This is a genomic window from Cupriavidus sp. 2SB, from assembly GCF_005503625.1.
Lineage (GTDB): Bacteria > Pseudomonadota > Gammaproteobacteria > Burkholderiales > Burkholderiaceae > Cupriavidus.
The window spans coordinates 55,803-80,431 of record NZ_SCMX01000024.1; the positions used below are offsets into that span (position 1 = coordinate 55,803).

Below are 24,629 nucleotides of genomic sequence, written 5' to 3' on the forward strand. Positions count from 1 at the left end.
ACGAAGACTGCGTATCGTCGAAGCATTGGAGCCCGTGGGGTCCTATCGCAGTCCTCGCGCGGCACCTGTGGTGCCTGCTGCCACGCCGTGCCGGCCGCTCGAGTCGGTATCGGCCACTCGGCAAAACATCTCTCCTTGCGTTCTCACAAGCATGAGGAGTGACTCAGGGGTCAAGAATGGGTCATTCCGTAGCATCTGCCGCATGAGCAACGTGCTGAGTGAATAGGTGTCCCCGGCCATAATTGGCACCCCTCGTACTGCCTTGCCCTTGCAGTTGACCGACAAGAAGACCTTGGAGCCCTGATTCTCCAGGGTGAACCACTTCTCGTTTGCGGCACCATGCCCCTTGCCCTCAAACTTCGGTACCCATTGCATGAGCGTCGCCAGGACAAGCGGCAATTCTCGCTGCGACAGCTGAATCGATACCTTGTCTGCCCAGTTGTATTGCCGAGAATTGCCACTGGTTTGAGCCACCTCGATACGAACAGTTGCTTGGCCGGCGCGGGATACGTCAGTGGAGAAGCATGCCGCGGCACTTCCGCCATATACGTGCTGGCTGATGATCTCTTTGCCTTGGCCAGACTGCCTTGCCGGTTCTTCCACGCCCGGCTCCTCGGACAGAGAGGGAGAGCTCATCGGCGGGGGAATGCTCTCCCTCCTGCTCGGTTCCATCGGCCGCCCAGCCGGGATAGCCTCAGCGCCGGTGCCGGAGGGTCGAGTAGGGCTAGACTCCTGGCGGCGCCGACGAAAACCTGAGCGCTCCAGCTCGAGAAACTCGGCCATGGTCAGCCTGACGTAACGGGAGTCATCCCCCTCGTTACCGGTCTCATCCCATCGCTTGAGTCGAGCCGCAAATTGGGGACCTTCGCGCTTGCCGATCTCGATCAACACGCGTAGGGAAGGGATGCGGACGTTCAGGCGCTGTAGTCGTTGCTTCAGCTTCGGTGTAATCGAGAAGAAGATGCCTTGAAGGAACTTCAGTGCTTGCTCATTGCCGTGCTTTACATCTGCAACGGCTTGCGTGATGCGGTCTCCCTCGATGTCGTAGACGGACATGAGCATGCGGACATCGGGCGCAGGGATCTTGAGTTGCTGCAAGTCCGCACACAACGCCGCGGTATCCAGTGACATTTCCGTTTCTCCGTCGAGTCGTACATTGACTTGACTATAGCAAAGATACAGTTAGTTTATCAATACGTGTTATAGCGTCTAGTTAATTCTGAAGCGTTCCCCCGTAGGACGCTGCAACCTTTGCTAGGCGCACCCCGAACTTGGTAGGCCAGTCGGTCCAGGCATCTCGAAAATCAAAGCGTGCCTGGTATTGGGCTAGTGATAGACAGAGAACAAGACCTTGGCACTGTAGTAGGGATTCGCGTAAACAATGGAAACGTTGTCCTCAAAGACCCAGGAAAACTGGGTACCTTACTCCCGCCGAGCAAATCCTATGGCCCTTAGCTGGTCCTCGACGCGACCGATATCTTCGCGGGCGCGAGCCGTATCGTATGAGGGGACATCTCGCCCAAGATGCGTGGCGTGCCGTCAGGCGAATCGACAAAAGCGAGGTTCCGTCTCTAACGGTTCACGTGCGCTTGAAGTTCCGCTTCCACTGCAGCTCGGTCGACCGCAGCAAATCTCTCGTTCCAATCGGTCTTCGCGTGATCTTCCAGGGCCTTCGTCACTGGGCATTGGTGTGCATTTCCATAGCCCATTAGGTGCCTCAGTATCCCGTCTGGATTAACGAAGCCGGACGACGCTGAGGAAAGGGAGGTCTCCGCGCCGCGCCCACAAAGCGGGCAGGGAACCCGCCGATCGTGGCTCGCAGCACCCGAATGTTGCACGATTTCGTCGAGAAACAACTTCCACCATTCGCGCCCTTCTTTGGTAGATGTGACTCTGTACCTGCCTTCGTAGAACTCGGAGATGTGGATGGGCAGCATCTCCTCTATGGCCACGTATGCAACCTCTAGCTGCCTTCGCAATGACTCTTCGTCGTCGCGTTGCGGCATGGAGGGCCTCCTTGTACGGCATATATCCAATGTCTGGGAACTGGCAGTATCCGGCGCCTCCCCGGCGCGCAGCGCTTCGAATTGCCGCTGTAGGCTGGCAGCGAGCTGAGCCGCGAGCGCATTTGCCTCTCGCTTGCTGGCAGTTCTGAGGCTCCGCTCAATATGGCTGGGGTGTCCCTCAAAATGCTGCCGGAGGTCTTCGGGGATCTTGATCCGGAATTGGAAGTATCGGCTGTTGGGCCGTAGCCTGAGATAGGACGGATGCTTCATGGCTGCCTCCTCATGATTCCAAATGCTAGGTTGTCCTTGGGACAACCGGTAGGGAATTTGGTGGGACAGCGCGCGAACCGCAAGAACCACTTTGGGGGCCAGAACCCGACCTTGGCTTCTGGCCCCCAACTTTGAACTCACGGCTTACGGTTAGAAGCAGTCATAGGACAAACGCGAACTATCGTGGAGAGGCGCAAAAGCGAAAGGCCCCTACGATCGAGCGATTCGCGGCACTCGCGCAACAATTGTGCGGCTACCAGATCTCGACTTCTAGCGCGGCATTGAGCTCATGCTCAATGTCGATGCGGGTTCCGTGCAGCAGAAAATCTTCGTACTTCAGCAAACCGAGGCCGCCCATCACCATTGGAGTGCCAACCTCCATAGCGGCAGCCATCAACTTGATCTCTTCGATGTCGCTCAGTTCCGGCGTTACCACTCCATTCTTCCAGGCCAGGAGCTTGCGATAGCTGACTGCGACTTTGGTGCACGCTTCGGCAAGCGTCTTTGACCAAGTGGCCGCAATAAACTCGCCAACGATGAACTCGGGCGACCCGAAAACATCAGCACTGACCACCGAGTGGAGGTAGAGGGCCGCCTCATTCGCTCGTGTGACATCAGCCGTGCTTGGGCCTGCAAACAGGCCTGATCCCGAGATCAGCGAGTAGTCTTCCCACTTGAAAACGTCGGCGAGGAGAAACACTCTGAAGCCAGAACAGTCCAGAAACGAACTGATTGCGTCTATTCTCCTTCGCGTCAGAACGTCATAGAGATCATGGGGCTTGGTATGCGTGGGCTCATCGAAACAACTCATGAGGAGGTCGGCACTCACGCCACATGAGTGAGCCGCGGCATCGAAGTCGATGCCGAGAGCTTGGGATTGATCGATGATTGCCTGGTAAAGGCGAAGTCCTGTTTGCACGGGAAACGGTTTCTCAGCTCGAAATCACGATCGCATCAACTGCATCTCGCACGGGGCCACGAAGACGTTCCAGCCGCTCTTGCGAGAGGCCCAGCGCCGATGCCAGTTTGCTGTCAAGCGATGCCATGATCAGTTCTTCCCTTACTCCTGACAGGGTGTACCACGAGTACTCGGAAGACGCACGCAGTATCTTACCGAGGATTGCTGCGCGGTCAGGCTCGGGGAAGTCCGCGATTGCAGTCCTAACGCTTTGCGGGAATCGCCAGCGGAGCAAGAGTTCCGCAGTGACATCGTTGTGGGAAAACCCAAGGATTTCTCGCTCCACGCTTACGCGTTTGGCCAGATCCAGAGGGTGCACCAGAGTGCCAATCTGTTTGGCTTCCGCTGGGAGTCTCAGCTGGATGAGTAGGACGCCGAGCCCTTGCATGAGCCCGGCGGTGAAGGCCTCTTCGGCGTCCACGCCAAGGGTGCCGGCAATCTCTGCCCCCATGTACGCACTGGTGAGGCCGTGCCGCCAGTAGTTGCCCATGCTTATCCCAGCCACCTGTGGGAAGGCACTCATAACCCCAGACGTGATCACCGTGGTGCGGAGTGTTTGCAGGCCAACCAGATTCACTGCACGTTCCACGCTGGCGATTCGGCCGCTTTCTCCGTAAAAGCTGGAGTTCGCGACACGGATGACCTTTGCGGCAATGGTTTGATCCCGCCGAACGAGATCGATGATATCGGACAGGTCAGTTTTCTCGTACCGCGTCATTTCGACAAGGTCGTACACCACCTGCGGAATCGTTGGCAGCTTGACGGTTTGGTCAAAGACCTTGTTGAGGGGCATCATAAAACTCCAGCAGGGCGGCGAGGTGGGGGCGTGATTTCCGGGGTTTGAGGGTCCGTCATGTGCCAAGCCGAGCGATTGCAGCCTCCAGGTCACGTTGGCCAGGCCGACGTGTTGCCTCAATGAACGGCTCGATGAACTGACCAACATTGCGCAAGATCGCCTGCAGCGAGAAATGCTCCACCCAGTCCGAGAAGACAACTTCGTCTAGTGGTTCGCAGGAAACCGTCACGTCGGACGCCCGGAGAACGGGAGCTCGGGAAAGGTCCATCAACTTCATGTTCCTTTCATACGTAGCCCGGCCTGCTGCCGAAGCAATGGCACCGAGAGTCTTCTTCTTTAAATCGACCTTGCCGGCCTCGACATGTGCATAGAAGCTCTCAATGGAGCCGCCATGCTGTCCAAACACCTTGAGTGCGGTTGAGATACCTACCCGCGGAAGACCTTCTATGGTATCAGACGCGTCGCCCGCCAATGCCTTGGCCTGAAGGTAGGTCCAAGGGTCTGGCGTCCCGACATGGTCATGCAAGTCGTCTGCTGTGGCGATCAGCTTTTTTGCGCGTGAATCGAACCAACCGATGCCGTGTCCGACGGTGGGTGCGCAGCAGCACGGACAACGACCAGAGAGTGCCGCTGATCGCTTGTACCTCCATCCCTTGCGCGGTCAGGGTGTGAGAGTACTGATTTGCGTAACCAACTGCAGATCCATCCACGATCATGATTGCGGCCATCAGTGTTGCTCCCTCTACGCCTTTCACGTTTGATGTGTTCCCTTGTGCGACGCGCACAACTGGAGTATGCGTACATGATACTGCGGAAATGCGAGGGGTTATAGCTTGATGAGCTGCATCCCCTACGGGCAAGGCCTCGCATGGCCTCCATCACAGGGAGATTCATAACATGGACATGTCCGTAGGAACGCAAGAACAAGCAATTCGCTTCATCACGCCGAAGTTCCTGGAAGGTGCCCCGGCCGGAAAGCCCAATCAGGTTGGTTTGTCGCCAGAGGTCGAATCCATGCTTGCCCGCGATGCGGTGGTGGCGGTCGGGGTCTCAGGCGGCAAGGATTCGGATGCCTGCGCTATTGCGGTGGCAAGGCACTTGGATCAGATCGGCCACAAGGGACCGCGGCTGCTGGTGCATTCCGACCTAGGCCGTATCGAGTGGAAGGATAGCCTGCCGAGCTGCGAGCGGTTGGCACATCGATTGGGTTGGGAACTGCTGGTGGTTCGTCGGCAGGCTGGCGATATGCTGGACCGCTGGGAAGTACGGTGGCAGAAAAGTGTCTCGCGGTACGAGGACATGTCCTGTGTGAAGCTCATCCTTCCCTGGAGCACGCCGTCGATGCGATTCTGCACGAGCGAAATGAAGACACACCTCATATCCAGTGCGTTGCGAAAGCGCTTCCCGCAGGGAGACATTCTCAACGTGACGGGGATTCGCCGACAGGAAAGCAAGAACCGCAGCAAGATGCCGATCTGGGCGCCGAACTCCGGACTGACCCGCAAGAGTGGGGTTGGGATGACGTGGAACGCCATCATCGACTGGCCTGTCCAGGACGTGGTGCATGCGATCCATGATGCGGAACTCGAGCTCCATGAGGCTTACACGAAGTACGGTATGTCAAGGGTCTCATGTTCGTTCTGCATAATGTCATCCGAGGCCGATCTGATAGCCTCCGCGATGTGCGAGGACAACCACGAGCCATACATCCGCATGGTGGAACTGGAGGCAAGGTCGTCATTTGCCTTCCAGGGGAACCGGTGGTTGTCCGACGTGGCGCCCCACGTCCTGCCGCCGTCGCTGCGAATCCGGGCCGACAAGGCCAAGGCAGTTGCGGCACAGCGACAGGTGATAGAGGCCGCGATCCCGGAACATCTACTCTATACGGCTGGTTGGCCGACGTGCCTTCCCTCGCGGGAAGAGGCGGGGCTCCTGGCTGGTGTTCGCACGGAGGTTTCGGCGCTACTCGGGCTCAACGCCCAGTGCCTCGATGCCACCAGCGTGCTGAACCGTTACGGCAGTTTGCTGGAGCTGAAAGTGGCCAAGGGCAAAGCTGGCTCGGCGGAGGATACCTATCCCCAGCAGACGGAGCTTTGTTTTGGTTGACGTGAAACCAAACCCAATATGGATGTGCGATGACAGAGACCGAATTTGACGCCGCTTGTCGGCTTTGCCAAACGCTGGATACAAGGGCCAGTGACGTCGGAGTTCTTGAAGAAGGCCGATGAAAAGCGATTCATTTGGATTCGCGACGACTTCCTGACTGTTGAGTGTGTAGTGAGAACCGGCGAGAAGCTGGCTTTCTTGATGCACGTGGCCAAAGTCAAGAAGGAGGTGCGGGAAACTGGGTACGTGTTCTTCGCGTAGTCGGAACGCATCTGTTGCGTGAAACTCCCTCCAAGCCCGCTGACGCGACTTAGGTCGTGCAGCGGGCTTTTCTCTTTGGCGCTGGCGTGCGCCGGCCGGGCTGGGGGACGCCAACTGGATCGCCCCCCCCCAACAGTCGGCTCATCCCACCCGTGCCGAGGTTCGTGCAACCGCGTGTGGTGCATCTCTCTCCATCTGATCAATCGCGGCGCCGTCCGCACACCACAAGGAGAAGGGAAATGACACTTAACCAATCGGAACAGCAAGGCCTGAAGAGCGCGATCTTGGTCCATGAATCCCAGGCTGGCGTGGTCGAGCATTGCTTCTGCACGAAGGAACAAGCCGAGGCGACGCTGCGCGCATCCCCCGACGCCGATACCGGCGCAAGCATGTTCGTCACTGAAGAAGCTCTCGAGGCGGAGATGGTGTACTCGACATCTCCAGATCTGCGAGCACGCGTTGAGGCTGCCAAGTCCAAACTTCAATTCGATATCGCTGTCCGCGACGCGCTGAATCGAAACGGTGTGCCGGCTGACCGCATCCTTCGGGTTGCAGTCTACAAAGCAATCAAGGAGCTGCGGGAGACCGTGCTTCGTCCGGTGTGCTAAAGCCTATCGATCTCAGGAGAGACTGTGAAATCAACGATCATTGATTGCCTCGCGGAACTCGGCTGGCAGAAGGACAGCATTGTCGATGCCTTCAGCAAGACGTTCGAAACTGTCGTTGCACCGAAGAAGGCCAGCGTTTGGCTGAGTTTCGATCAGGAGGGCAATCGCTGGTGGCTCCGCAACGGTGAGTTCACCAGTGCCGGAGAGAACGTACTGGCGGCCTGCCATGCGATCATTCCCATCGGGATGCCTCCCAATGAAATCCAGAAAGCTGTCGAGGCGCTTGTTGCCGAGATGGAGTACAGGATAACTGGAGCGTACTCGGTTCGCCTTCTACGTCAACGGGACGCAGATACCGCACCCAGCTCCACATCGCCGTTCTGAAGAGCTCCCCCCCTCCCTACGCTACCAAGCGTTCGGAGGGCTTTTTCATGGTCGACTCCAGAGGAGGTGTCAACTGGACCGCCCCTCAATATGTCCCGGCGTTGCTCATCTCCAGCAGCAACTCAACCCTACAAGGAGTCGGACATGAATCAACAGGAGAATATGGTGCCAGCAGTGACTGGCCAGGTGATGCAGGGCTACGCGGACTCGCCAGTGATTCTGGCGCCCTCTGGCCGGTTCATTACGGACAATCGAAACCGCAAGGTGGCTGAGGTATTCCAGCCGGGAGATTCCCCCGCGGAAGCCGAAGTGATGAAGCGGCGAATTGTAGGCTCGTTCAACGCGCTGCCAGACTTGGTTGGTGTTCTTCTTCGGGCGGACAAAGAGGGCAGCTTGTGGCAGGCCCTCTACAACGAGGGAATCACTGACGCCTACGATGAAGCACTGTCGCAGGCAGTGAAGGCATTGGGCGAGGAAGGCCTTACGACCGTCGCGCACCGTTACGATCTCGACCTCGAAGCCATCCGGGCCAAAACCGATCCAGATCGGGGCATGAATACCCCTGAGCCGCCGGCGATCGCGTGACACATTAACCAGCAGCATGCCCACCGCTCTCTTTGAGGCGGTGGGATTTCTATTTCCTTCCGTGCAGTGACGCTAGGCAGTGGCACGCCTATATCTCCCTGGTACGCATATCCCATAGCAAGTCCAACCCTGAACTAACAAAGGAGAACTCCGCTATGGGTTTCAAATCGCAGATCGCACTTTACAAGGCATTCTTGGTCGCCGGCTTCAGTCTGGCGAAGCTTCGCTCGGTGGAAGCGCAAGACGGGCTCTGCTGGGAGGTAACTCTGAAGAAGGGCAAGGTCGAGATCCTCCACATCAGCAATGGAGGTTTCGGCGGGCCGGACGAAGTTCGCAGCTTGCTGCAGAACGATGACGAGATCGGCCGCTATGTTGACGAACTGTACGCCGTCCCAGAGGTCGCTCAGATCATCCGAGACGCGATGATCGACGTACTGAAGGCGGAGAAGAAGTACGCGAAGGATGGCGAAACTCGCGACTTCGACGCTGAGATTGAAGCGGCCAAGGACGCCCCGCTCAAGCGCGCAGACGACACGACTGCCATGGTGATCGGAATCATGACGGATGCCAAACAGACGATCGATCAACTGAAGCGAGCTGCCAAGCGGAAGATCTGCTGGCTGGAGAAGTGCGAGGCCGGGGATTCCGATACGTACGTGTACATCAGCGCTCCGCTGAACGCGGAGACCCGTGCACACGTCCACCAGAAGTACGGCGAGACGCTCGACGTCATCCTCAATGACCTGATCGAAGGCCTTTAACCCACGACGCCCCGGACTAGATCCGGGGCTATTTCTTTATGTGGCCTCAGGGTTTGCGGGGCGAGGCAGCTCTCTTACTGTTCTACGCGCCCATGACATGCATTCATTAGTCAAGTTACACCAATCTTTTGCCGCTTAGGCGCAGATGGCCGCACCGGCGGCCCGGTGGCGAGCGGGGCGAGGGGGAAGAGTGGGCTGCTTCGGGTGGTGCGTACAGAAGCCTGTTACGCATTTCCCTCTGTAAGGCGGTCAGGCGCCGAAGCCACAACCTATCTCGGAGAATTACATGACTACTGCTACTCACAACATTCTCACTCCGTCCAACATTCGCGATCTCACCATTTTCGGGTTCTACCCGAGTGGGCAGAAATTCTCCGGTACCGTGAAGGCCGGCTCCTCTTTCGAGGCAATGATTCGTGTTCTTGCAGACCGTCGCTATTCAGACGACGGTGGCGACCTTGCAGTCTCCAGCGTGATTGACGCGGAGACGGGCCGGGTGGTTGACGGTGCTCTGCTGTCGGCCCAGCACGACTTGTTGCCGGAAGTTGAAGCCATTGAAGGGGTAGTCCAGTGCGTCACTGATCTGATCTCCACCATGCAACCGCGCATGGATGGTGACCTCAGCGACCGCGATCGCCTCTTTGCCTACACTGAGTACGTTGGATTGCTGCTTGCCGAGGCACCGCTTGCGTTCGAAGGACTGACGCATGGTGCCATGGAGATGTCGGACGAGAACATGACCCTGGAATTCGAAGACTGTCGGGGTCACGTGCACTACTTTGAGCCAGCATTCGCGCTTCTTGCACTTGCGGAGGCTGCGCTGCAGGTAGAGGTCACCACTGCCGCGCTTCAAGTGAAGACGCTCGCGACGGTGGCACGCAGCTCATTGAATCTTGCTGCGATCGATGCACTTTGACGTCCACGGGAGATCCCTTCACCAGGGGTCTCCCATTTTTTTTGCTCGAGCGTGCCTGCTAGTCCCACACGACGTGGACAGGCTCCATTGAGTTGATCCTGCCTACCAGGCGAGATCCATCACCCACTGCGTACGCCTTGATCAGGAGATGTTGCGACTTGAAGTTGCCGTCTTCCTGCCAGGCCGTCTTCCAGACCGGAATCGTGCACTGCAGCCGGCCGGTCAGATCCTCCACCCACAAGCTGTAGCAAAGCTCACCCTGGACGGTGGCTACGGTGGGGCGCTGCCTGAGGGTGTACAGCCCGTGGAAATGCAGGCCTGATGCCAGGGTGGCAAGGTGATCATGCTGCCCGCTCAATGCGAACTTTCGCGCGACGATGGTTTGCATCATTTGAGTACTGCCGTGGGTTTGAGTCCGCGATGGATTGATGGGAAAGCTATGCCCTTGGTGTTGATGGTCGCTGTTCGCCATTACGAGCTGCAAGGACCAACCAACAAGGAGCATACCCATGCAATACGGCACCTGTCACTTTACTTCAAAGCAAGCAGCCGATCGCTACTATCAACAGATGGGCTATTCCTCTGCGGACATTCCACTTGCAGAGGGGAACATCCGGATCGGAGAGCCCGCGTTGCGGGAGGGCGAGATCGCGAAGCCGGATGAGGACGGTCGGTACCACGTCTGGGCTCCTGAGAACGTGGAGAAAGCGCCTGCAGTTAGGCCGTCTCCCACAGTTTCTGCGCCGCGGCGCCGCGAGGACGATCGCCTGGCATCTGAGCTGGAGCTGTTGACGATCGAAGAAGGCACGATTCAACTGCCGTCGGAGAGACTGCAATGCTATGCGGAAATCAAGCGGCTGATCCAGAAGGGCGGGGGGCGCTACGATTCTCGCGGGTACTTCAAGTTCCCTGCGGGCATTGATGCTGCAGTCATCCTCGAGGAGTTGCGGTGCGGGAATGTCGTGAATGGAAAGAAGGATTCCCAATCGTTCTTTTCCCCCCAGCCTGTTGCACGTCGGGTTTGTGAAGCAGCGATGCCGAGACCCGGGCGGCGGTACTTGGAGCCGTCAGCTGGTGGTGGCGCATTGGCGGACATCGTGCGTGCGGCCGGGGCGGAGATTGTGGTCGTGGAGAATCATGCGCCGAATGTGCATATCCTAGAAGGCAAAGGCTATGACGTTCTGGACCGTGATTTCCTCACAGTGTCGCCGAGCGAGATTGGTTTGTTCGATGGCGTGATCGCGAACCCGCCATTCAGAAACAACCAGGATATCGACCACATCCAGCACATGTGGTCGTTCTTGAAGCCAGGTGGTTGCTTGTCAGTGGTCGCATCAACGGGCTGGCAGCGAGGATCTCAGCGCAAGCATCGCGCGTTCATTGAGTTCCTCGAGCAGAACCATGCCGAGATCGCTGAGATCGAGGCGGGGGCATTCAAGGAGTCAGGAACTAGCGTTGCTACGGTCCACATTTGCGCCTGGAAGACCGTTCCGGAACGTGCGAAGGCTGAATCGAGCCCTCGCCCATCGGCCGCGGCTACTCAGTTGGCCCTCATGCTGTGAAATTCTGAGCTCAACTCAGTCGGATGGCCCGGCCTGTCTCGGCAAGGTCGGCATCTGAAAACTCCCGCCCGCCGGTCTCTACAGACGGTGGGCATTTTTTGTCCGCCTTCGGTCCCGATCGCTGCGCCCACCCGAACACCTCGCGATTCATCGTCCCTCCACAGCACAGCATCCTGGCCGGTGCTGCCGTGCGCTAGGCACTTCACTGCCGCTGTGGTGCATTCCTTAGCTGCAAGGAACAACGCAAAGGAGAAGCAGATGACGACAAGCAGTAAGGACCTGGTCTCAGGCGCGAAGCACGATGTCCTGGCCGGGCGCATTAAGCGATCGACGGGTCTGCAGTACTTCGGGTACCGAAAGGGAGCCGATTCGATCTTGATCAAGATGGCGGAAGGAAACCTGTTCGAGATCCCGGTGACCCCCGCCGGCTCTGCAATCGTAGTAGTGGCTGCAGTTGCCAGTGCTTTCGACGCTGGATCTACCCCGGCCGATGTTCTGGATGACTTTCGGCGACGAGGGGAAGTGGAAGGAGCTGTGCAATACCTTGGAGCTGATCCATTTGTTGGCGAATGGGCCGAGTTGGTTCAGACGCCGATGGAGAAGGAGGCTTCCGCGGCTCCTGCAAACACTGCCTTCACTCTGGAGATCTGAAGATGAACCAATCCGAACTTCGCGACACTTTCCAGAATCTTGGTTTGCCCCTGAGTGACGTACAAGAGCTCGATCCCGACTCGCTGTTTCCCGGCGTATCAAAGTGGCATGTGTTGATAGAGGCCGTCGAAGGGACGTTGGTGAACCTGATGGCCAATGCAGCAGTATCGGCGGTGTCCAGTCCACTATCGGTGCCAATCGAGTTCCGGCTGGACGGTAAGCCAAGCAAGCTGGAGGTCTGGAATGTGCGTCTCGTAAGCGGGGTGAGTCTGATCCTCAGTGCGACTGTTGAACCGAAGCCTCTCACCGCTGGCGAACTCGACATCCGTGCGACGGTAAGTGTGGTTTCGGACCAGACCCTGATGCCGTTTGTTGAGGAGTTGGCGGTAGAGGGGCGACGGATCGAGGCGATCGATCGACTAAGGGCGGAGGTCAAAGGTGTTGCGTCAGCCATCGAGAGCCTACTCGATGGTGTAAAGCAGCCTCGCGCGACCTACATCTATCGGGAACGTCTGGAATGCACGGCGATGGGTTGGGCCAGGCCCGATACACAGCAGCACGCCATCAACTCGTAACCACAGTAGCCCCCTCTTCCAGAAGAGGGGGCTTTCTTTTCATTTCGCAGCGCGCAGAGGTTTCGGGCCCTCGCCGTTGTGGTCCCCTGTGAACCATCTCTCAGCACCAACAATCGCGGCATTGCCGCACCGAACTCAGGAGAACGACCATGGCAATCCACTACGACAATGCGGACGAGAACAAGGGCGGTTTCACGTCGGAGCAGATGAACGCACTGATTGAAGGGGCGAGCGAGCATCAGGTCCGCCTTGCATTGCAGAAGGTGCTCCACGTTATGGCGAAGCTTGGCTTCGGCACGGACGAGGAGATTTCCGGGGCGGATGCTGTCGACGCAATCGGCGAAGTATTCGCGGAAGTCACTGAGGAAGTGCTGCAAGGGCAGGGCTAACTCAGTTCAACCGAAGCAAATGGAGGGAGAACGAATTGCCTACCAGTCCTGAACTCGCAAACATCGACGCGGCATTCGAGCGGCTCAACACGATTCTCGATACGACTGGGGCGCTAGATTCCGCGGCGACCCAGCATGCAGCCTACGCGTTGCGGCTCGCCATAGTGCAAGCGCTCGGTGACCAGGATCGAATCGAGGCCGCCGAAGCCTCTCTCGCGGAGCTGAAACTCAGTTCCTGAATTGTGTAGCCCGACGCCCGCGTGACCGACTCAGTCGGCCGCGGGCTTTTCAATTCAACGCCGGCGTTTCCCTGGGGCAACACCACGCCAAGCAATGTCGAAGCAGCAACTGCTGCTGCTGTTGTTCATCGTGCGATGGCCATTGTAAGGACTTACACGAGCCTGTTCTGCATGCCCATTGTGCAAGGACTACGCAAAAAGCCCTTTGCACTTTCCCTCAGGACACTCTGGAGTTGACAATGCTTGCTGCTATCGCCCTCTCGCTTTTCCTGTTCGCTTGCGGCTATCCGTTTGCGAAGAAGAACTGATCTTCGAATGTGGTTCGCTCCACGTCCGTCTGACGCCAACTAGGTCTTCTGAAGCCATGCTTCGGTTGGCTATGCCACACCCAAGTTGAGCCGTGCTCACTTGGGTGTTTTTTTTGCCCGCAGGGCATGGAAAAGTTCTTTTGGCCTTTGTTGCAATAGGTTTTGCAGATCTATTGTTTCCCCACACTGCTGCAGCCGGGCAAAAAAAAGCCCACCGATTCCTCAGTGGGCTTGATGGCGCATGGAGAAGGTTAGCGCTGCTTGATGGCGGCAAGCCGATTCTTAAACGTCCGGACAACCTGCTCATATCGGTTCAGTGCAGTATTGTCCGGCTTGGTTTCATCCGTACGCCACCGGAAGATGGTCATCTTCGTGACGCCCAGGATGGTAGCAAGATCGGTGTCCGACTCGACTTGCAGGTCGTTCGCCCAGCGCCCAAGGATATCGCTCATCGGCCGATTGAACATCTCGCGACGTGCCATGGCCTCAGGCTCTTCGTCGCGCAGCTTTCGGGCGGCGGTCATAATGTCTGCCGGCACCGAGGCCGTGCGGCCGTAGATATACGAGGAGAGCCGCGGCAGGCCGATGCCGAGTGCTGCGGCAAAGTCCTGGTTGCGCATTTGCAGATCTGCGCAGATTTGTACCAACTCGAGCTGGTCGGCCGAAAGAGTCTCGTTGCGGTTTGCACGGCGAACCCGCGGCTTAGGCGCGGCAGGGGCTGGGAGGGCCTCCAGATTCTTGTCCGCTGCGGCGGATTCGGGCGCCGGCGCGACGGGCGCAATCAGAGGATCAAGGTCGAAAACGCCGAGATTGCTCATTTTCTCTTCTCCATTCAAATGCCTTCGGAAGGCCAGGGCCATTTTCGCAGCAGCAGTCCTGGAATCGATGACCTGGTCCCTATCAATTGGTTCGCTGTCTACCAAGCCAACATTTTCCAGCTCTTCACCACGCTCTCGCATCTCTTCGATCGAATCGTGGTTGATGGTAAGTGCGAGAGCGTCACGAATGTGCTCCCGGCAAACATTGCTCGCAATTGCGTAGATTACCGCATAGATCGCGTTTGCCTCGCGCAGCTTATCCAGTTGCTTGGTGGCGAAGAAGACTACCACTACTCGCTGCAGGATCTCGTCGACATCGCCAAGATCGACCTTAGACTTCAGAGCTCGTACGCGGCAAATCTTGTGCGTACGCTCATCTGCATACATCGCTTTGATGAACCGATCGATGAAGGTCTTCGGGCGCTTGGGATTGTCCAGGAACTCGGCGCTCATGCGCTCAAGTTCCGACGGCTTGCCCGTTGCGGTAGGGGTGTCAAAGCCGTCAACCTCAGTGGTGTCCACAGGATCGACGCCTTCGTCTTCGGCAGGAATGAATTCGGCTACTTCTTCAGTCACCATTGAATGGAGTTAGATGGACTGTGTTCCTAGGTAGCAACCCGGTCAACCACTCGGTCCAGGCGCGGTAGAACTGCGCGTTGCACTTGCTCCACTGAATCCACCAGGTCGAGCATGATATGCACGCCGGCTACCAGGATGTCTGACTTCATCTCTGGGTAGAGCAACATTGCGCGTTCCATACGCTTGTTCACAAGAGCGACCGCCTGATCGGCCGATTTACCTTCGAGCCGGAGTGCAAGGACCGGGTTTTGGTTCTCTCGCACGCCGAGCGCGTCAAGGCCGATTTCGATAGGGCTGTACTCACGTTGCATGACTGTTCCATCCTTGGCCGCCTTCTGCCGAGCGACGCTTTAACAATTATACCTACGGGGCAACACGTGTCAATAAACCAACCAGGCAGATGGTTGGGATACATAACACGTACGAGTGACCGGAGGGTAATCCCTCAGGCCGGCTTTGGCGCGACTACAGCAGATGCGATCGCGCGGGAACGGATCAGGCTGTGACCTGGACAGCCATCTCCATGCGGGGGACGAACTTCCGGATCTCGAGGATGTTCTTGGAGGATTTGCTTACAACGGTGAGGCCTGCCAACAAGATTTCCGCACGCGCCTCGGGGTAGTCCTGGAGCGCATTGCTCATACACGTCATTGCTCGCATCCCCGAGCAGCTGGCGTTCACAAACTTGGAGCACTTCGGTTGACCCTCGGAGTCGAGACATCCCATTGATGCCATCCCGATTGTTGTTGCGAGCGACGTTTCCCCGGCGACTTTGTTCATCTTGACCTTCCTTGCCTCTAATCGTTTTTGGTTTGTGCTTGGCCCTTGCCCCGTTGGTAACAAGGTGAGGCACATTATAAATACGCCACAAATGTTAGGTCAATTAAAATTGTCGGTAAGTTATTGTTTTTAAAGGGATTTGTTTGCAAAAAAGCGTAATGCAAGTTTGGTCACCGAAAACACGTCTGCGTTTTTTTTGCACTTCTTTAAGTGGATTAAGCGATGCGGATCGAGTGTTTTGGCCCAGATTCGCTTTTCAGCCAGAAAACAGGGTACAGAATAAGAAAAACGCCACCCTGCAAAAGAGGGTGGCGGGCCGGTTAAAGGAACGGATCTTCGTTGGAGATGTTCGCGTTCAGTGCCTTCTCTTCCTCAGGGAACAGAGGCAACGAGAACTCGTCTGGATGCCGAACTCGGCGATGGAGCTTGGCCTGCCAGTAATCCTTAGCGTCGTCGGTTGTTTCTTCAGCGTGGTCGGTCTTCGCTGCCGCTGCCGCAGGCAGGCGTGTCGGGACAATCGGTACGGAGTGCTTTGAGACTGAGGCGCGCTTCCCATTCACTGGCTTGTCAGCCGGCTCTGGTTTGGGCGGAGTTGTCGGTCGTTGAACAGCAGGCACGGGTTTCGATGTTCGCTCCTCCGGCGGCGCTGGTTGCCGCTGGTGCTCCAAGTGCGTCTGTCGAAGCAGCTCCAGAGAGCTTGGTCCCCGCCTGCGCACGGGGCGCTCGACTTCGATGCGAGGCAAGTGCGTCTCGTCGCTTCGCAGTTCGATCGGCTCGAGGTGGTGCGGTGCGAACTGAAATTTTCCGCAGTAATACCACATGAAGAATGGCCAACTCATCAGCGCATACAGGAGGGGAGGGGCCCACCAGTACCCGTGGTCAGGATTGGATTTAATCGTGATCACAACGCTGAATGCCAAGGCGTAGAACACTGCGAAGCACATCCATCGTTTTACTTTCATCTGCTGCACCCTTGCGCGGTAGTCTGGACGCGAGAGAGATGACGAACAGCCGCAAAGAATTGGTACTTGTCTCGGGCGGAGAACGGGAGAGTGGGTTCCGTGTCAGCCCGTGGCGGCCGCAGCAAAGAGAGAACCCGGCCAAGCAGAAGTGGCCGGGTCAGGGAGATTACCAATCAGACAAGCGCTTTGAGGCGGGTCCATTCGGCGTCAACATCCCAGGCTGAGACCGCGGCGAATCGCCCGACAAGCTCGTTGATGGTGATGTCGTGGGTGGGTTCATCAAGCGTGAGCATTGTCCTCAGCTCGGGAGCACCAACTTCAAACGCCTCAAGGCAGGTGAAGACATGGTCAATCTCGCTCGGCCACCCGTTTGTGCCCCGCAATTGAAGACTCGGCGTCGGCAGCCCAACCTGTTGCGCGACTAGCAGCCCGCCTTGTTGCAGCTTCGCGGCGATCAAAGCAAGCTGGTCATTGGAGATCGCGCCGGCGACGACAACGCACTCGCTGACCTGGCAGCTTGCGGCGTCGCAGTACACGAGCTCTAGCTTTGTGTTCTCACCTTGGTACCGGATGCCCTGGTGGTATGGATCACCAAACGCCGTGGTGACCAGCTCGCGATAGGCTTCCGGAAGGAGGCGCGCGTCGTTCCCGGTGGGTGCATCGAAGTCGATCACCTCAATGGTGGCTTGCCCATCGTGAGCGGTGCTGAGGATACCGTCCTTGGTGGTGACAAGTACGATCGCCGGGTTGACGGCGCTGATGCCAGCTTCGTGCTCAATCAGGGCGATCGCGGTTTCGAGGCCAGCCACGTCGTTTTCCTTCGGATCGTAAAGGTTTGCTTCGACGCCGGTCGTTACATCGTCCAACTGTGCTTTGGCGGCTTCGATGATCTTCTTGAGTGCTACTTGTGGATTCATGCAGGGTCTCCCTGAAATGGGGGGTTAAAGTTAAGACGGAAAGCCTTGTCAGGAGAAATGGTGCACAGCCATGCGTAGATCCTGCGCGAGCGCGCAAAGAAAAAGCCTCCCGGGGTGCGGGAGGCTTGGGGTTAGATGACAAGCTCGACGGCTTCTCGATATTTGCCAAGATTTGGAGGAGCGTCCGGCACGGCGATCGACCTCGGAGGATGGATCTGCAGTGGCGTGGTATCCACGTCAGCGAGATTGAAGTCCTTTGCAACGGTGATTCGGAAGGACTCCTTACCCTTGCCGCGGTACGAATCCACGACCGTATCGGTCACAACAACGCCTTTGTCAGCAAGCAATTTTGTGTAGTCCACTTCGCCCTTCTTGCTGGTTCTGGATAGAAGCACGCCACAGCCTTCTCTCAGCTTTGCACCAGGTGGCAACAATGCGATAAGTGCTTCCCGGGCCAACTGCTCGCGTTCCTCCAACTCGTCTTTCTCACGCTTGATGAGAAGGTAGTGAGTCGCTGCTGCAGCCCACTCGTCGGACTCCCATATCCCAGATTGCACTCGCTCCCAGAAAGCTATCTCTGCTGCGACAATCTGGTCAATCCGCGCCTGATCACGGTGTACTCGCAACAAGACTCCGTCCTGGCCGTCAAAGGAGTAGTAGTTCCCGTAATCGGCCTCTGCAACGAAGATCTGTTGCTGGACTTGGTCGACGTACTCGTCAGGGACGAGGCCGCTAAGGGCCAATTTGTGGGCACGTTCACCCGGACACTTGACCTCGAGCGGCTCGCCCGAGAACAAGTCGAATCCGTCGAATGAAGCCCGAATGAACGGGTGGACGGCACTCTCGGCGACGAGGGGAGTGACTGTGGTGCTTGTCAGCTTCTCGTACTGCGCCCGCGCAAGAGGTTCAAGGAGCTTGCCCCGCTCGCGGATCTTCTGAAGGATAGGATTACGTTTCGGGTCCGTACCCTTACCCGTCTTATGCTTGAACAGCTCATAAGCGCGGGTGTAGAGCGACTTTCCCATGATGATTGGGGCATCTGATGCTCCGATGCCCTTGAGGCGCCAAGCAAGCCATTCAGGTGAGCCCTGAATAGTTGCCGGCCCTGACAGGACTTGCATTGCCATGGAGATCTCCTCGGGGTTGCCATGCCATAGCACGGCGTTTTCGCTTGACCCTAGGAGATGAAGAACGCGTGCAGCTAAGCCGGGCTCGTCGGCCAACAGATGGCTGCGTCAGGCCAGCCTAGACAGCCGGTGAAGATGTGTGAGGCATCGACACGGCGTAGCGACCGGAGCTCATCGGCGATGAAAACGCGCGCCAGCGTGATCCAAGGAAAGCCGCTTCCAATGCAGGGGCGATAGAAGGAGATATAGGGGAAGCTTCCGTCCAGCAGTCAACGGAAGTATCTAGGTGGCTTCGAGGGGCGGGAAACCGCGTAGGCGGCGCCATGCACAAGCTCGAAACCTACTGGTCCTTGACGGTACCGGACCGAGAATTCTCCAACACCGGCGGACACTGCGGACCCTCGACTATTCTCAACGGCTGTCAACCGAAAGACCAGCCAATCATCAAACTTCCAGTCAAGGCCGGCCGTTACCTCCGCATGCCATTGGGCGGCTCGGTGAACTGGCGGCACAATCGTGTCGACGTCAAGAGGCTCAAGTTCTGACAGCATGCGCACATTCTATGCCATCGACGCAGATGACATGGATGGAGAACGTGTTTCAAAATGAAAAAAGCCCTCCGTTACGAATAACGAAGGACCTGTCTTACTAATGTGGGCTTGCGGGCGGTGCTTACTCCCTTTGGAACAGCCCAGGCAGGATGCCAACACCGACACCCGAACGCAGTCTCTCACAGTCTTGGCACCAGAAGGACTTCTGAGTACCCAGCAACGTTGTGGTCAGCGGGTTCAGCCCAAGCACGAATGCGTCCTTACGGCTTGGCACCAAGATCATGAATTCGTGCCCCTGGCTATCCCAACTCTTCCAGGTGACGTCGAACGTTCCGACGGACCCTGCCCACTGGCTGCTTGGGTCCTTCGTGACCTCGAGAGTTCCGGTTCCTTCCTTGGCATCACCACCGAAATTGTTGAGGGAGAGTTTCGCCGTGACACCGACAGAACTTCCCCCAAACATCTTCGTCGCGGTGTACACCGCAGGCTTGTCCGAGCACGCAGAGACCCCAATGGCTCCAATGGCCACCAGCAGGGCGAGGAAGAGCTTTCTCATGTACTTTTTCTCCGATAGGTTGGTTGGACGCAAGTTCATCGTCATGTCCTTGCGCGGAAGGAATGACTCACAGGAAGCCATAACTGGCGTCACGTATATGCGGTTGTCGGGCATCTCAGAGGGTCCTGCTATGCCGAATCGTCGGCCCAACCTTTATTAACGGAGAGATACCCATGACGCTTTACTCGAAACCATGTTCGATTCACAACCAGCTCCGGACTGGGGCTCATATGCTGAGTGGTGACGTACGCGCCTTCGTGGAGAGTCAGGCGTTCACTGATGGCTTAGTCACCGCTGAGAAGTACGATGTTGAGAAGGCCCGAATGACCATCGCCATGCTGAAATGCGTCGCCCTGGACCCCCTGCGCGGAGCAGATCGCCATGCGTTCATCACACAGGGGGAGGGAAAGCTTCGCTGCAACCTCGCGTTTGACCGCCTGGCAAACTTTGTGGGTTTGTTCGAGATCGATTTGGCGGCTCCGCTCGCCAAAGCACTGGTCGATGCCGTCGAACAGAACCTGCGCGGCCGAATGTTCAAAGCGGCGCAAGCTAGTCGGCGTATTGAGCGTAGGTCAGTAGCCATGCTGGCAAAGGCGGCCAGGAGGGGGAATGCCGCTTATCGGGCCTCGCTTGACGCCGCCATGCCAAAAGGAGTGCTTCGCTGGAGCCCTACGCCAGAGGACTACTTCCGCGCCAACGCAGAGTTTGATCGAGCGTACGGTAATGCCAGGGAGAACATCGAGCGCCGACTTAGCGCTCTGGGCCGAGTGGCTTCGCCGGGATTCACCGGCGGTTACACTGAAGCCGTCGCTGGATTCCTGCACAGTTACCTTTCGAGCAACTAGGCGTTTGCAGTCCATAAACAAGAAGGGCCCGCTTGTGTTACAAGCGGGCCTTCTTCTTTGTCGGTTATCCTGGCCTACTGCGCAATCTTGAGATTGATAGCGCGGCTGAGTCCTTCGCTGGCGTTCACCAGCCGCAGATCGTCGAGCGTCAGTTCAGGATTGTAGGAAGCCGCCACGGAAGTCGCGCAACTGCGGCCCACCCGGCAAACCTCATACTCCACGACGAGCACGGGCTTCTTTACGGCCGCCGCGGAGTCTGCTGTCGCAGGATCGGTAGTCGCTGGATTCTGGCTAGTGAGGTCCTTATTCACGTGGTCCAGATTCACCAGCACATCGTTGGCCATATAGCTTGGGTCGGAACAAGTGCCAAAAGCCAGGCAAAGTCCAATTGAGGCTGCGATTCCAACCCCTGTGCTCAGGCTGACTTTACCGTCTTTGCCTTGTGGTGTGTACTTGTCTGCCTCGCCGGCGTAAAGCTCGCGCACGGAGTAGCGGATGCCTGGGTCGTCGTTGGAGACGTTGTACCCAGCCGCGGCAATCTTCTGGCTTAGCTTTTCAGCTACTGCCTCTTGTCCCTCTGGAGCAGTGACCCCAACCTTGCCCGAAAAGGAGCCGAGATTGGTATTCACATGCGCAGCGATAACTCGATAGTCGTCAGTCGCAACAATTGACGGCTTTGCTGCGAATGCAGGGGAACTGCAGGCCGTGATCAGGACCGCGATGGCGGCGAAAACTCCTCGAAAGTTCATGTGACCCTCCTAGTAACACGTATGTATATTATTGCTGGGGTTGATTGTATATGGATTGTCAAGTTTTGGGGAAGTTACCCCGGGATGTGTGATACGACTGCGCTGTGTGAGAGCTCATAAAAAAACTGGGCTCGCGTATCACGTGAGCCCAGTCTTGAGAACATCGAACGCCGTAGCATTCGACCAAAGGGTGCCGAGGCACCGTTTCAAGACTGGGCCCATAGCTTTACCTGATTGGATTCGTCGACAGCAGTACGACGTTTCTAGGCTAGGTGTGCCTTTGCGACTCCCCACCAGTATGCACATGGCCGCTGTGTGATGGACTTTGCGTCCGGGGATAGTCATTGGCGCTTGCTCCCGTAGGGGGAGCACTTGAGGGTTTGTATCTCTACGACCCATTCCTCCGTTGGTTCCTTGCGGAATCACGTGTTGTCCAACGCTCGGGAGACACCCGGCGTGCGACAGTTGTCGGTTCTCAGCGAATCCAGTGACCGAAGTCACGTTCATCTAAGACATCGGCGTGCATAGCCGTCGTCGAGCACACAAAACAATCACGTGGGAGGCGTTGGGGAAAGATACGCTCAAGCGGTGATGGGGCATTGCGCTGGCCCGTCACCCTAGATGACTACAAGGGAGGCGTCGCTACCTCGGATCAGCCTGGTGTCTCCAGTTCCTGCATCCGTTGAACCTTGCCCTTGGTGATGTGCAACATCCGCGCATACAGGGACTGGGCGGGTATGCCGTGTGACCTCTCCTCCTCCTCCCTTTCCTTCCTGTGCTGCAGCCTGCCTGTTCCTATCTTGCTGGGAGGGTGAGACCAGACCCGATGGGGAAGGGTGTCCGCGCCCGACCACCCACCGAAGCCGACCGGGGACAGTTGCTAATTCATGTGACTCATCTCTCCAGAGTCAAACAACAGCGGCGCTGGAGTTGCCCCTGTACCTCAGGACACGCAGACACCGCTAGGTTGATGACACTGCAGTCCGTCTGAACTCGCGCGGTGAGCGATATTTCAGGGCTTTGTGCGGGTGGCGCTCATTGTAGTGTTCAAACGCAATGGCCAGGCGAGAGAGTGCCGTTGGCACGTCGGCCTTGTCCATATAGGCGACGTAGTTGTGCTTCATGGTCTTCACGAACGATTCGGCCATGCCATTGCTCTGCGGTGAACGTACCGGCGTAGTCAGCGGCTCCAGGCCCAGTTCGCGAGCGAAGCTGCGCGTGCGGTGGTCGATGTAGGCCGAGCCGTTGTCCGTAAGCCATTCGATGGGCTGCGGGGCATGCGTGGTGCCGAAGCGCTGTTCGACGGCAGCCAGCATGACGTCGCGCACCACGTCCCCGCTATGGCCGCCAGTCGTTGCCGCCCAGCTAATCGCTTCTCGGTCGCAGCAATCCAGTGCGAAGGTCACGCGCAGCGGCGTGCCGTCGTCGCACCGGAACTCGAATCCGTCGGAGCACCACCGGCTATTGCTTCTGTCCACGGCCACGCGGCCGTCGTGCCGCCGAGTGTCTCGGCGCACGCCGGGACGGCGCAGCAACAAATGATGCTCGCGCATGACCCGATACACGCGCTTGTGGTTGGTGCGCGGTGCGCCGACCAGCTCGCGAGTGCGGCGCAGCAGCGCCCAGATGCGCCGGTAGCCGTAGGTTGGCAGGTGCGCAACGTGGGCCTGGATTTCTTCGACCAGTTCCGTGTCGTCAGTCACTCTAGCGCTGCGACCATCTTGCCAATCGGACGGACGAACCCGTTTCACCGCCACACCGGAGCGCGCTACGCCGAGAACTTCGCAGACCGTTTTCAATGGTCGTCCCCCGGCAGCAAGGGCGAGCGCGCAATCAGGTTTTTTGAGCGGCCCCACTCAACAGCCTCCTTCAGGATCTCGACTTCCATCGTCTTCTTCCCAAGCAGGCGCTGCAGTTCCTTGATTTCCTTGATCGCGGCGGCCAGCTCCGATGCCGGGACTACAGTTTCGCCAGCTTGCACCGCCGCCAGACTGCCTTCCTGGTATTGCTTGCGCCAACCGAACACCTGGTTCGGATTCACGCCATGCCGCCGGGCCACGGCAGATACCGAGGCGCCAGGGGCCAGCGTCTCCTGCACGATAGCGACTTTTTCCTGCGCCGTGCGCCGACGACGGCGCTCCGGCTCGGTCAGAATTTCGATGGGTTCCACGTAATGACTAGGCTTACTGATAGGCACAAGACTATCCCTTATTTTAAGAGAGTCCTTGTGTCCTCAGATACGTGGGGCCGCTCCAGGCGCTGCCGCCCCCTAGGAGCTTTGGATGGACACTAACGAAACTCACTCTGGCGAAACGCGAATCGAGCGCATCACTGGCGGCCACAATCGCGTTCTCGTGCTGCATACCAAGGACTCGGAAACCACCATTGTCATTCCGCCTGGTGTCAACGAGCACGATTGGATGGGACTGGAAGCCGAGCGGAACAGGCGAGAGGCGGCAAGTCTCTTCGATCGAGCACAGCAGCTGGCGGCTCGTGCTAAGCGGCTGGATTTGGCCGCCGGCTTGTGCAAGCCGTCAAATCCGTCGAACTGAATGGGGATCGCCTCGGCGATCGCTTCTCCTGTAACCGTGGTGCCCACCGAGTACCCTCTCACGAGGTACCGGTGGGTTTTTCTTTTCAGGGGACTCAAATGGCTACCAACTGCATGAACTCGCCTCCCGCTCCGGCGCCGCGGCATTGGCCACAATGCCTACGGCCGCGATGGAGACTCGCTCGGTATTGTTCCAGGCCAGGCAGCTTACGAAAGGCCTCGTCTGAGAAGCGAGCCGATTTGAGGTTGGCAGCAAATGCAGCTGCCTTGCTCGGGTTCTTGAAAACGCTGTCAGCGCCGCAGACATAGTTGGTGAGGGTTTCAGCCATGGATCTCTCCTATTGAAGGTTGGACTTGCAAGAGGCAATGAGACACAGGCGAGACTAAGCGGGGGCGGAAAGGAAAACGCCCCTCACTGGCTTACCAGGAGGGGCGTGAGGGAGTTAGGAAGTAGTGCGATCAGGCGGCGATTACGCTGCGGATGTATTCCGGCCGACCCTCGATCCACACGTTCGGCGTGGCGCCAGTGTCGAAGGCGGTCGCGGTGCCATCCTCACCGAACGTGTCTACGAACAGTGCGGCACATGCGGTTTCGGCCCGTTCCTTGGTTGTATCGAATATCGATGTGATGACGGCCTTGGTTTCGCCAATTACCGCAACCAGGTAGCTTTCCTTGGCCATCATTCATCTCCTTGCGCGTTGGCGAGACGGTCGACGCAGAGCTGCTCGAAAGCGGGGCAGTTCTCAACTTCATCGGCGTCTTCGGTTGGCCAGTTCTTTGAGCACTGGCTCAGCTCTCCAGGCCTGTACGTGCAGTGC

At 57.7% G+C, this 24,629-nt stretch carries 32 protein-coding genes; 15 read left to right on the plus strand and 17 right to left on the minus strand.

What is annotated here, in order from left to right; genetic code table 11:
* Positions 1-42: 42 nt before the first annotated feature.
* The 5 genes from FFS21_RS13685 to FFS21_RS13705 all read right to left on the minus strand — a co-directional run bounded on the left by FFS21_RS13685 (position 43) and on the right by FFS21_RS13705 (position 4,556).
* Positions 43-1,131, minus strand: coding sequence for a hypothetical protein (locus FFS21_RS13685; protein WP_137925358.1), 1,089 nt, complete (start codon positions 1,129-1,131; stop codon positions 43-45).
* A 440-nt stretch (positions 1,132-1,571) separates the two neighbouring features.
* Positions 1,572-2,276: a DUF6538 domain-containing protein gene (locus tag FFS21_RS13690; protein ID WP_137925359.1), complete on the minus strand. Its 705-nt coding sequence runs from the start codon at positions 2,274-2,276 to the stop codon at positions 1,572-1,574.
* Between the two features lie 253 nt (positions 2,277-2,529).
* Complete coding sequence (locus FFS21_RS13695; protein WP_137925360.1) at positions 2,530-3,195, minus strand: XRE family transcriptional regulator; 666 nt, start codon at positions 3,193-3,195, stop codon at positions 2,530-2,532.
* A gap of 13 nt (positions 3,196-3,208) precedes the next feature.
* Complete coding sequence (locus FFS21_RS13700; protein ID WP_017514575.1) at positions 3,209-4,030, minus strand: HDOD domain-containing protein; 822 nt, start codon at positions 4,028-4,030, stop codon at positions 3,209-3,211.
* Between the two features lie 55 nt (positions 4,031-4,085).
* The gene (locus FFS21_RS13705; protein WP_215532192.1) at positions 4,086-4,556 is read right to left on the minus strand and encodes a hypothetical protein; all 471 of its coding nucleotides are present in this window, start codon (positions 4,554-4,556) and stop codon (positions 4,086-4,088) included.
* Positions 4,557-4,927: 371 nt separating this feature from the next.
* On the opposite strand from FFS21_RS13705, the gene FFS21_RS13710 reads away from it, so the two are divergent.
* The 7 genes from FFS21_RS13710 (at position 4,928) to FFS21_RS13740 (ending at position 9,651) form a co-directional block, all read left to right on the plus strand.
* Positions 4,928-6,136, plus strand: a complete 1,209-nt coding sequence (locus FFS21_RS13710; protein ID WP_225934794.1) for a phosphoadenosine phosphosulfate reductase domain-containing protein — start codon at positions 4,928-4,930, stop codon at positions 6,134-6,136.
* A gap of 45 nt (positions 6,137-6,181) precedes the next feature.
* Positions 6,182-6,397: a hypothetical protein gene (locus tag FFS21_RS13715; protein ID WP_137925361.1), complete on the plus strand. Its 216-nt coding sequence runs from the start codon at positions 6,182-6,184 to the stop codon at positions 6,395-6,397.
* Between the two features lie 239 nt (positions 6,398-6,636).
* On the plus strand, positions 6,637-7,005 hold the full coding sequence (locus FFS21_RS13720; protein WP_029309134.1) for a hypothetical protein: 369 nt from the start codon (positions 6,637-6,639) through the stop codon (positions 7,003-7,005).
* A 24-nt stretch (positions 7,006-7,029) separates the two neighbouring features.
* A complete protein-coding gene (locus FFS21_RS13725) occupies positions 7,030-7,389 on the plus strand; it encodes a hypothetical protein (protein ID WP_137925362.1) in 360 nt (119 codons plus the stop codon).
* A 144-nt stretch (positions 7,390-7,533) separates the two neighbouring features.
* On the plus strand, positions 7,534-7,974 hold the full coding sequence (locus FFS21_RS13730; RefSeq protein ID WP_225934795.1) for a hypothetical protein: 441 nt from the start codon (positions 7,534-7,536) through the stop codon (positions 7,972-7,974).
* A 155-nt stretch (positions 7,975-8,129) separates the two neighbouring features.
* Positions 8,130-8,735 (plus strand): hypothetical protein, encoded by a 606-nt coding sequence (locus tag FFS21_RS13735; protein WP_137925363.1) that lies wholly within the window; start codon positions 8,130-8,132, stop codon positions 8,733-8,735.
* A 286-nt stretch (positions 8,736-9,021) separates the two neighbouring features.
* Positions 9,022-9,651, plus strand: a complete 630-nt coding sequence (locus tag FFS21_RS13740; RefSeq protein WP_137925364.1) for a hypothetical protein — start codon at positions 9,022-9,024, stop codon at positions 9,649-9,651.
* A 58-nt stretch (positions 9,652-9,709) separates the two neighbouring features.
* Here the strand turns inward: FFS21_RS13740 and FFS21_RS13745 are convergent, their stop codons facing one another.
* Positions 9,710-10,042: a hypothetical protein gene (locus tag FFS21_RS13745; protein ID WP_017512634.1), complete on the minus strand. Its 333-nt coding sequence runs from the start codon at positions 10,040-10,042 to the stop codon at positions 9,710-9,712.
* Positions 10,043-10,160: 118 nt separating this feature from the next.
* Here FFS21_RS13745 and FFS21_RS13750 point away from each other — a divergent pair, with 118 nt between their 5' ends.
* From FFS21_RS13750 to FFS21_RS13770, 5 genes are all read left to right on the plus strand, one after another.
* Positions 10,161-11,213 (plus strand): DNA methyltransferase family protein, encoded by a 1,053-nt coding sequence (locus FFS21_RS13750; RefSeq protein ID WP_137925365.1) that lies wholly within the window; start codon positions 10,161-10,163, stop codon positions 11,211-11,213.
* A 258-nt stretch (positions 11,214-11,471) separates the two neighbouring features.
* On the plus strand, positions 11,472-11,864 hold the full coding sequence (locus FFS21_RS13755; RefSeq protein WP_017512637.1) for a hypothetical protein: 393 nt from the start codon (positions 11,472-11,474) through the stop codon (positions 11,862-11,864).
* Positions 11,865-11,866: 2 nt separating this feature from the next.
* A complete protein-coding gene (locus FFS21_RS13760; protein WP_017512638.1) occupies positions 11,867-12,439 on the plus strand; it encodes a hypothetical protein in 573 nt (190 codons plus the stop codon).
* Between the two features lie 149 nt (positions 12,440-12,588).
* Complete coding sequence (locus tag FFS21_RS13765) at positions 12,589-12,828, plus strand: hypothetical protein (RefSeq protein ID WP_104670256.1); 240 nt, start codon at positions 12,589-12,591, stop codon at positions 12,826-12,828.
* A 35-nt stretch (positions 12,829-12,863) separates the two neighbouring features.
* The gene (locus FFS21_RS13770; RefSeq protein WP_011229291.1) at positions 12,864-13,067 is read left to right on the plus strand and encodes a hypothetical protein; all 204 of its coding nucleotides are present in this window, start codon (positions 12,864-12,866) and stop codon (positions 13,065-13,067) included.
* Between the two features lie 559 nt (positions 13,068-13,626).
* On the opposite strand, the gene FFS21_RS13775 is transcribed toward FFS21_RS13770, so the two are convergent.
* From FFS21_RS13775 to FFS21_RS13800, 6 genes are all read right to left on the minus strand, one after another.
* Positions 13,627-14,772, minus strand: a complete 1,146-nt coding sequence (locus tag FFS21_RS13775) for a hypothetical protein (protein ID WP_137925366.1) — start codon at positions 14,770-14,772, stop codon at positions 13,627-13,629.
* 26 nt (positions 14,773-14,798) lie between these two features.
* Positions 14,799-15,083, minus strand: a complete 285-nt coding sequence (locus FFS21_RS13780) for a hypothetical protein (RefSeq protein ID WP_011514778.1) — start codon at positions 15,081-15,083, stop codon at positions 14,799-14,801.
* Between the two features lie 184 nt (positions 15,084-15,267).
* A complete protein-coding gene (locus tag FFS21_RS13785; protein ID WP_104670257.1) occupies positions 15,268-15,552 on the minus strand; it encodes a hypothetical protein in 285 nt (94 codons plus the stop codon).
* 320 nt (positions 15,553-15,872) lie between these two features.
* Positions 15,873-16,514, minus strand: coding sequence for a conjugal transfer protein (locus FFS21_RS13790; protein WP_175582403.1), 642 nt, complete (start codon positions 16,512-16,514; stop codon positions 15,873-15,875).
* Between the two features lie 173 nt (positions 16,515-16,687).
* Positions 16,688-17,431, minus strand: coding sequence for a hypothetical protein (locus tag FFS21_RS13795; protein ID WP_104670258.1), 744 nt, complete (start codon positions 17,429-17,431; stop codon positions 16,688-16,690).
* 131 nt (positions 17,432-17,562) lie between these two features.
* A complete protein-coding gene (locus FFS21_RS13800; protein ID WP_104670259.1) occupies positions 17,563-18,558 on the minus strand; it encodes a lambda-exonuclease family protein in 996 nt (331 codons plus the stop codon).
* A 323-nt stretch (positions 18,559-18,881) separates the two neighbouring features.
* On the opposite strand from FFS21_RS13800, the gene FFS21_RS13805 reads away from it, so the two are divergent.
* On the plus strand, positions 18,882-19,103 hold the full coding sequence (locus tag FFS21_RS13805) for a hypothetical protein (protein ID WP_104670260.1): 222 nt from the start codon (positions 18,882-18,884) through the stop codon (positions 19,101-19,103).
* A 127-nt stretch (positions 19,104-19,230) separates the two neighbouring features.
* Here the strand turns inward: FFS21_RS13805 and FFS21_RS13810 are convergent, their stop codons facing one another.
* Positions 19,231-19,779 carry a hypothetical protein gene (locus tag FFS21_RS13810; RefSeq protein ID WP_225934798.1) on the minus strand — a complete coding sequence of 183 codons (549 nt, stop codon included), beginning with the start codon at positions 19,777-19,779 and terminating at the stop codon, positions 19,231-19,233.
* A gap of 59 nt (positions 19,780-19,838) precedes the next feature.
* Here FFS21_RS13810 and FFS21_RS13815 point away from each other — a divergent pair, with 59 nt between their 5' ends.
* Positions 19,839-20,510, plus strand: a complete 672-nt coding sequence (locus FFS21_RS13815) for a hypothetical protein (protein WP_104670261.1) — start codon at positions 19,839-19,841, stop codon at positions 20,508-20,510.
* A 74-nt stretch (positions 20,511-20,584) separates the two neighbouring features.
* Here FFS21_RS13815 and FFS21_RS13820 read toward each other — a convergent pair whose 3' ends face one another.
* Complete coding sequence (locus FFS21_RS13820) at positions 20,585-21,259, minus strand: hypothetical protein (protein ID WP_104670262.1); 675 nt, start codon at positions 21,257-21,259, stop codon at positions 20,585-20,587.
* 962 nt (positions 21,260-22,221) lie between these two features.
* Positions 22,222-23,420 (minus strand): IS3 family transposase gene (locus tag FFS21_RS13825; protein WP_167585615.1). Its coding sequence is split into 2 segments (ribosomal slippage): positions 22,222-23,105 and positions 23,105-23,420, totalling 1,200 coding nucleotides; the frame shifts between segments, so codons are not numbered across the junction.
* A gap of 121 nt (positions 23,421-23,541) precedes the next feature.
* On the opposite strand from FFS21_RS13825, the gene FFS21_RS13830 reads away from it, so the two are divergent.
* Positions 23,542-23,811 (plus strand): hypothetical protein, encoded by a 270-nt coding sequence (locus FFS21_RS13830; RefSeq protein ID WP_017512988.1) that lies wholly within the window; start codon positions 23,542-23,544, stop codon positions 23,809-23,811.
* A gap of 94 nt (positions 23,812-23,905) precedes the next feature.
* Here FFS21_RS13830 and FFS21_RS13835 read toward each other — a convergent pair whose 3' ends face one another.
* Both FFS21_RS13835 and FFS21_RS13840 read right to left on the minus strand, forming a co-directional pair.
* Positions 23,906-24,139, minus strand: coding sequence for a hypothetical protein (locus FFS21_RS13835; RefSeq protein ID WP_104670263.1), 234 nt, complete (start codon positions 24,137-24,139; stop codon positions 23,906-23,908).
* A gap of 130 nt (positions 24,140-24,269) precedes the next feature.
* Positions 24,270-24,494 (minus strand): hypothetical protein, encoded by a 225-nt coding sequence (locus tag FFS21_RS13840; protein WP_137925367.1) that lies wholly within the window; start codon positions 24,492-24,494, stop codon positions 24,270-24,272.
* Positions 24,495-24,629 lie beyond the last annotated feature (135 nt).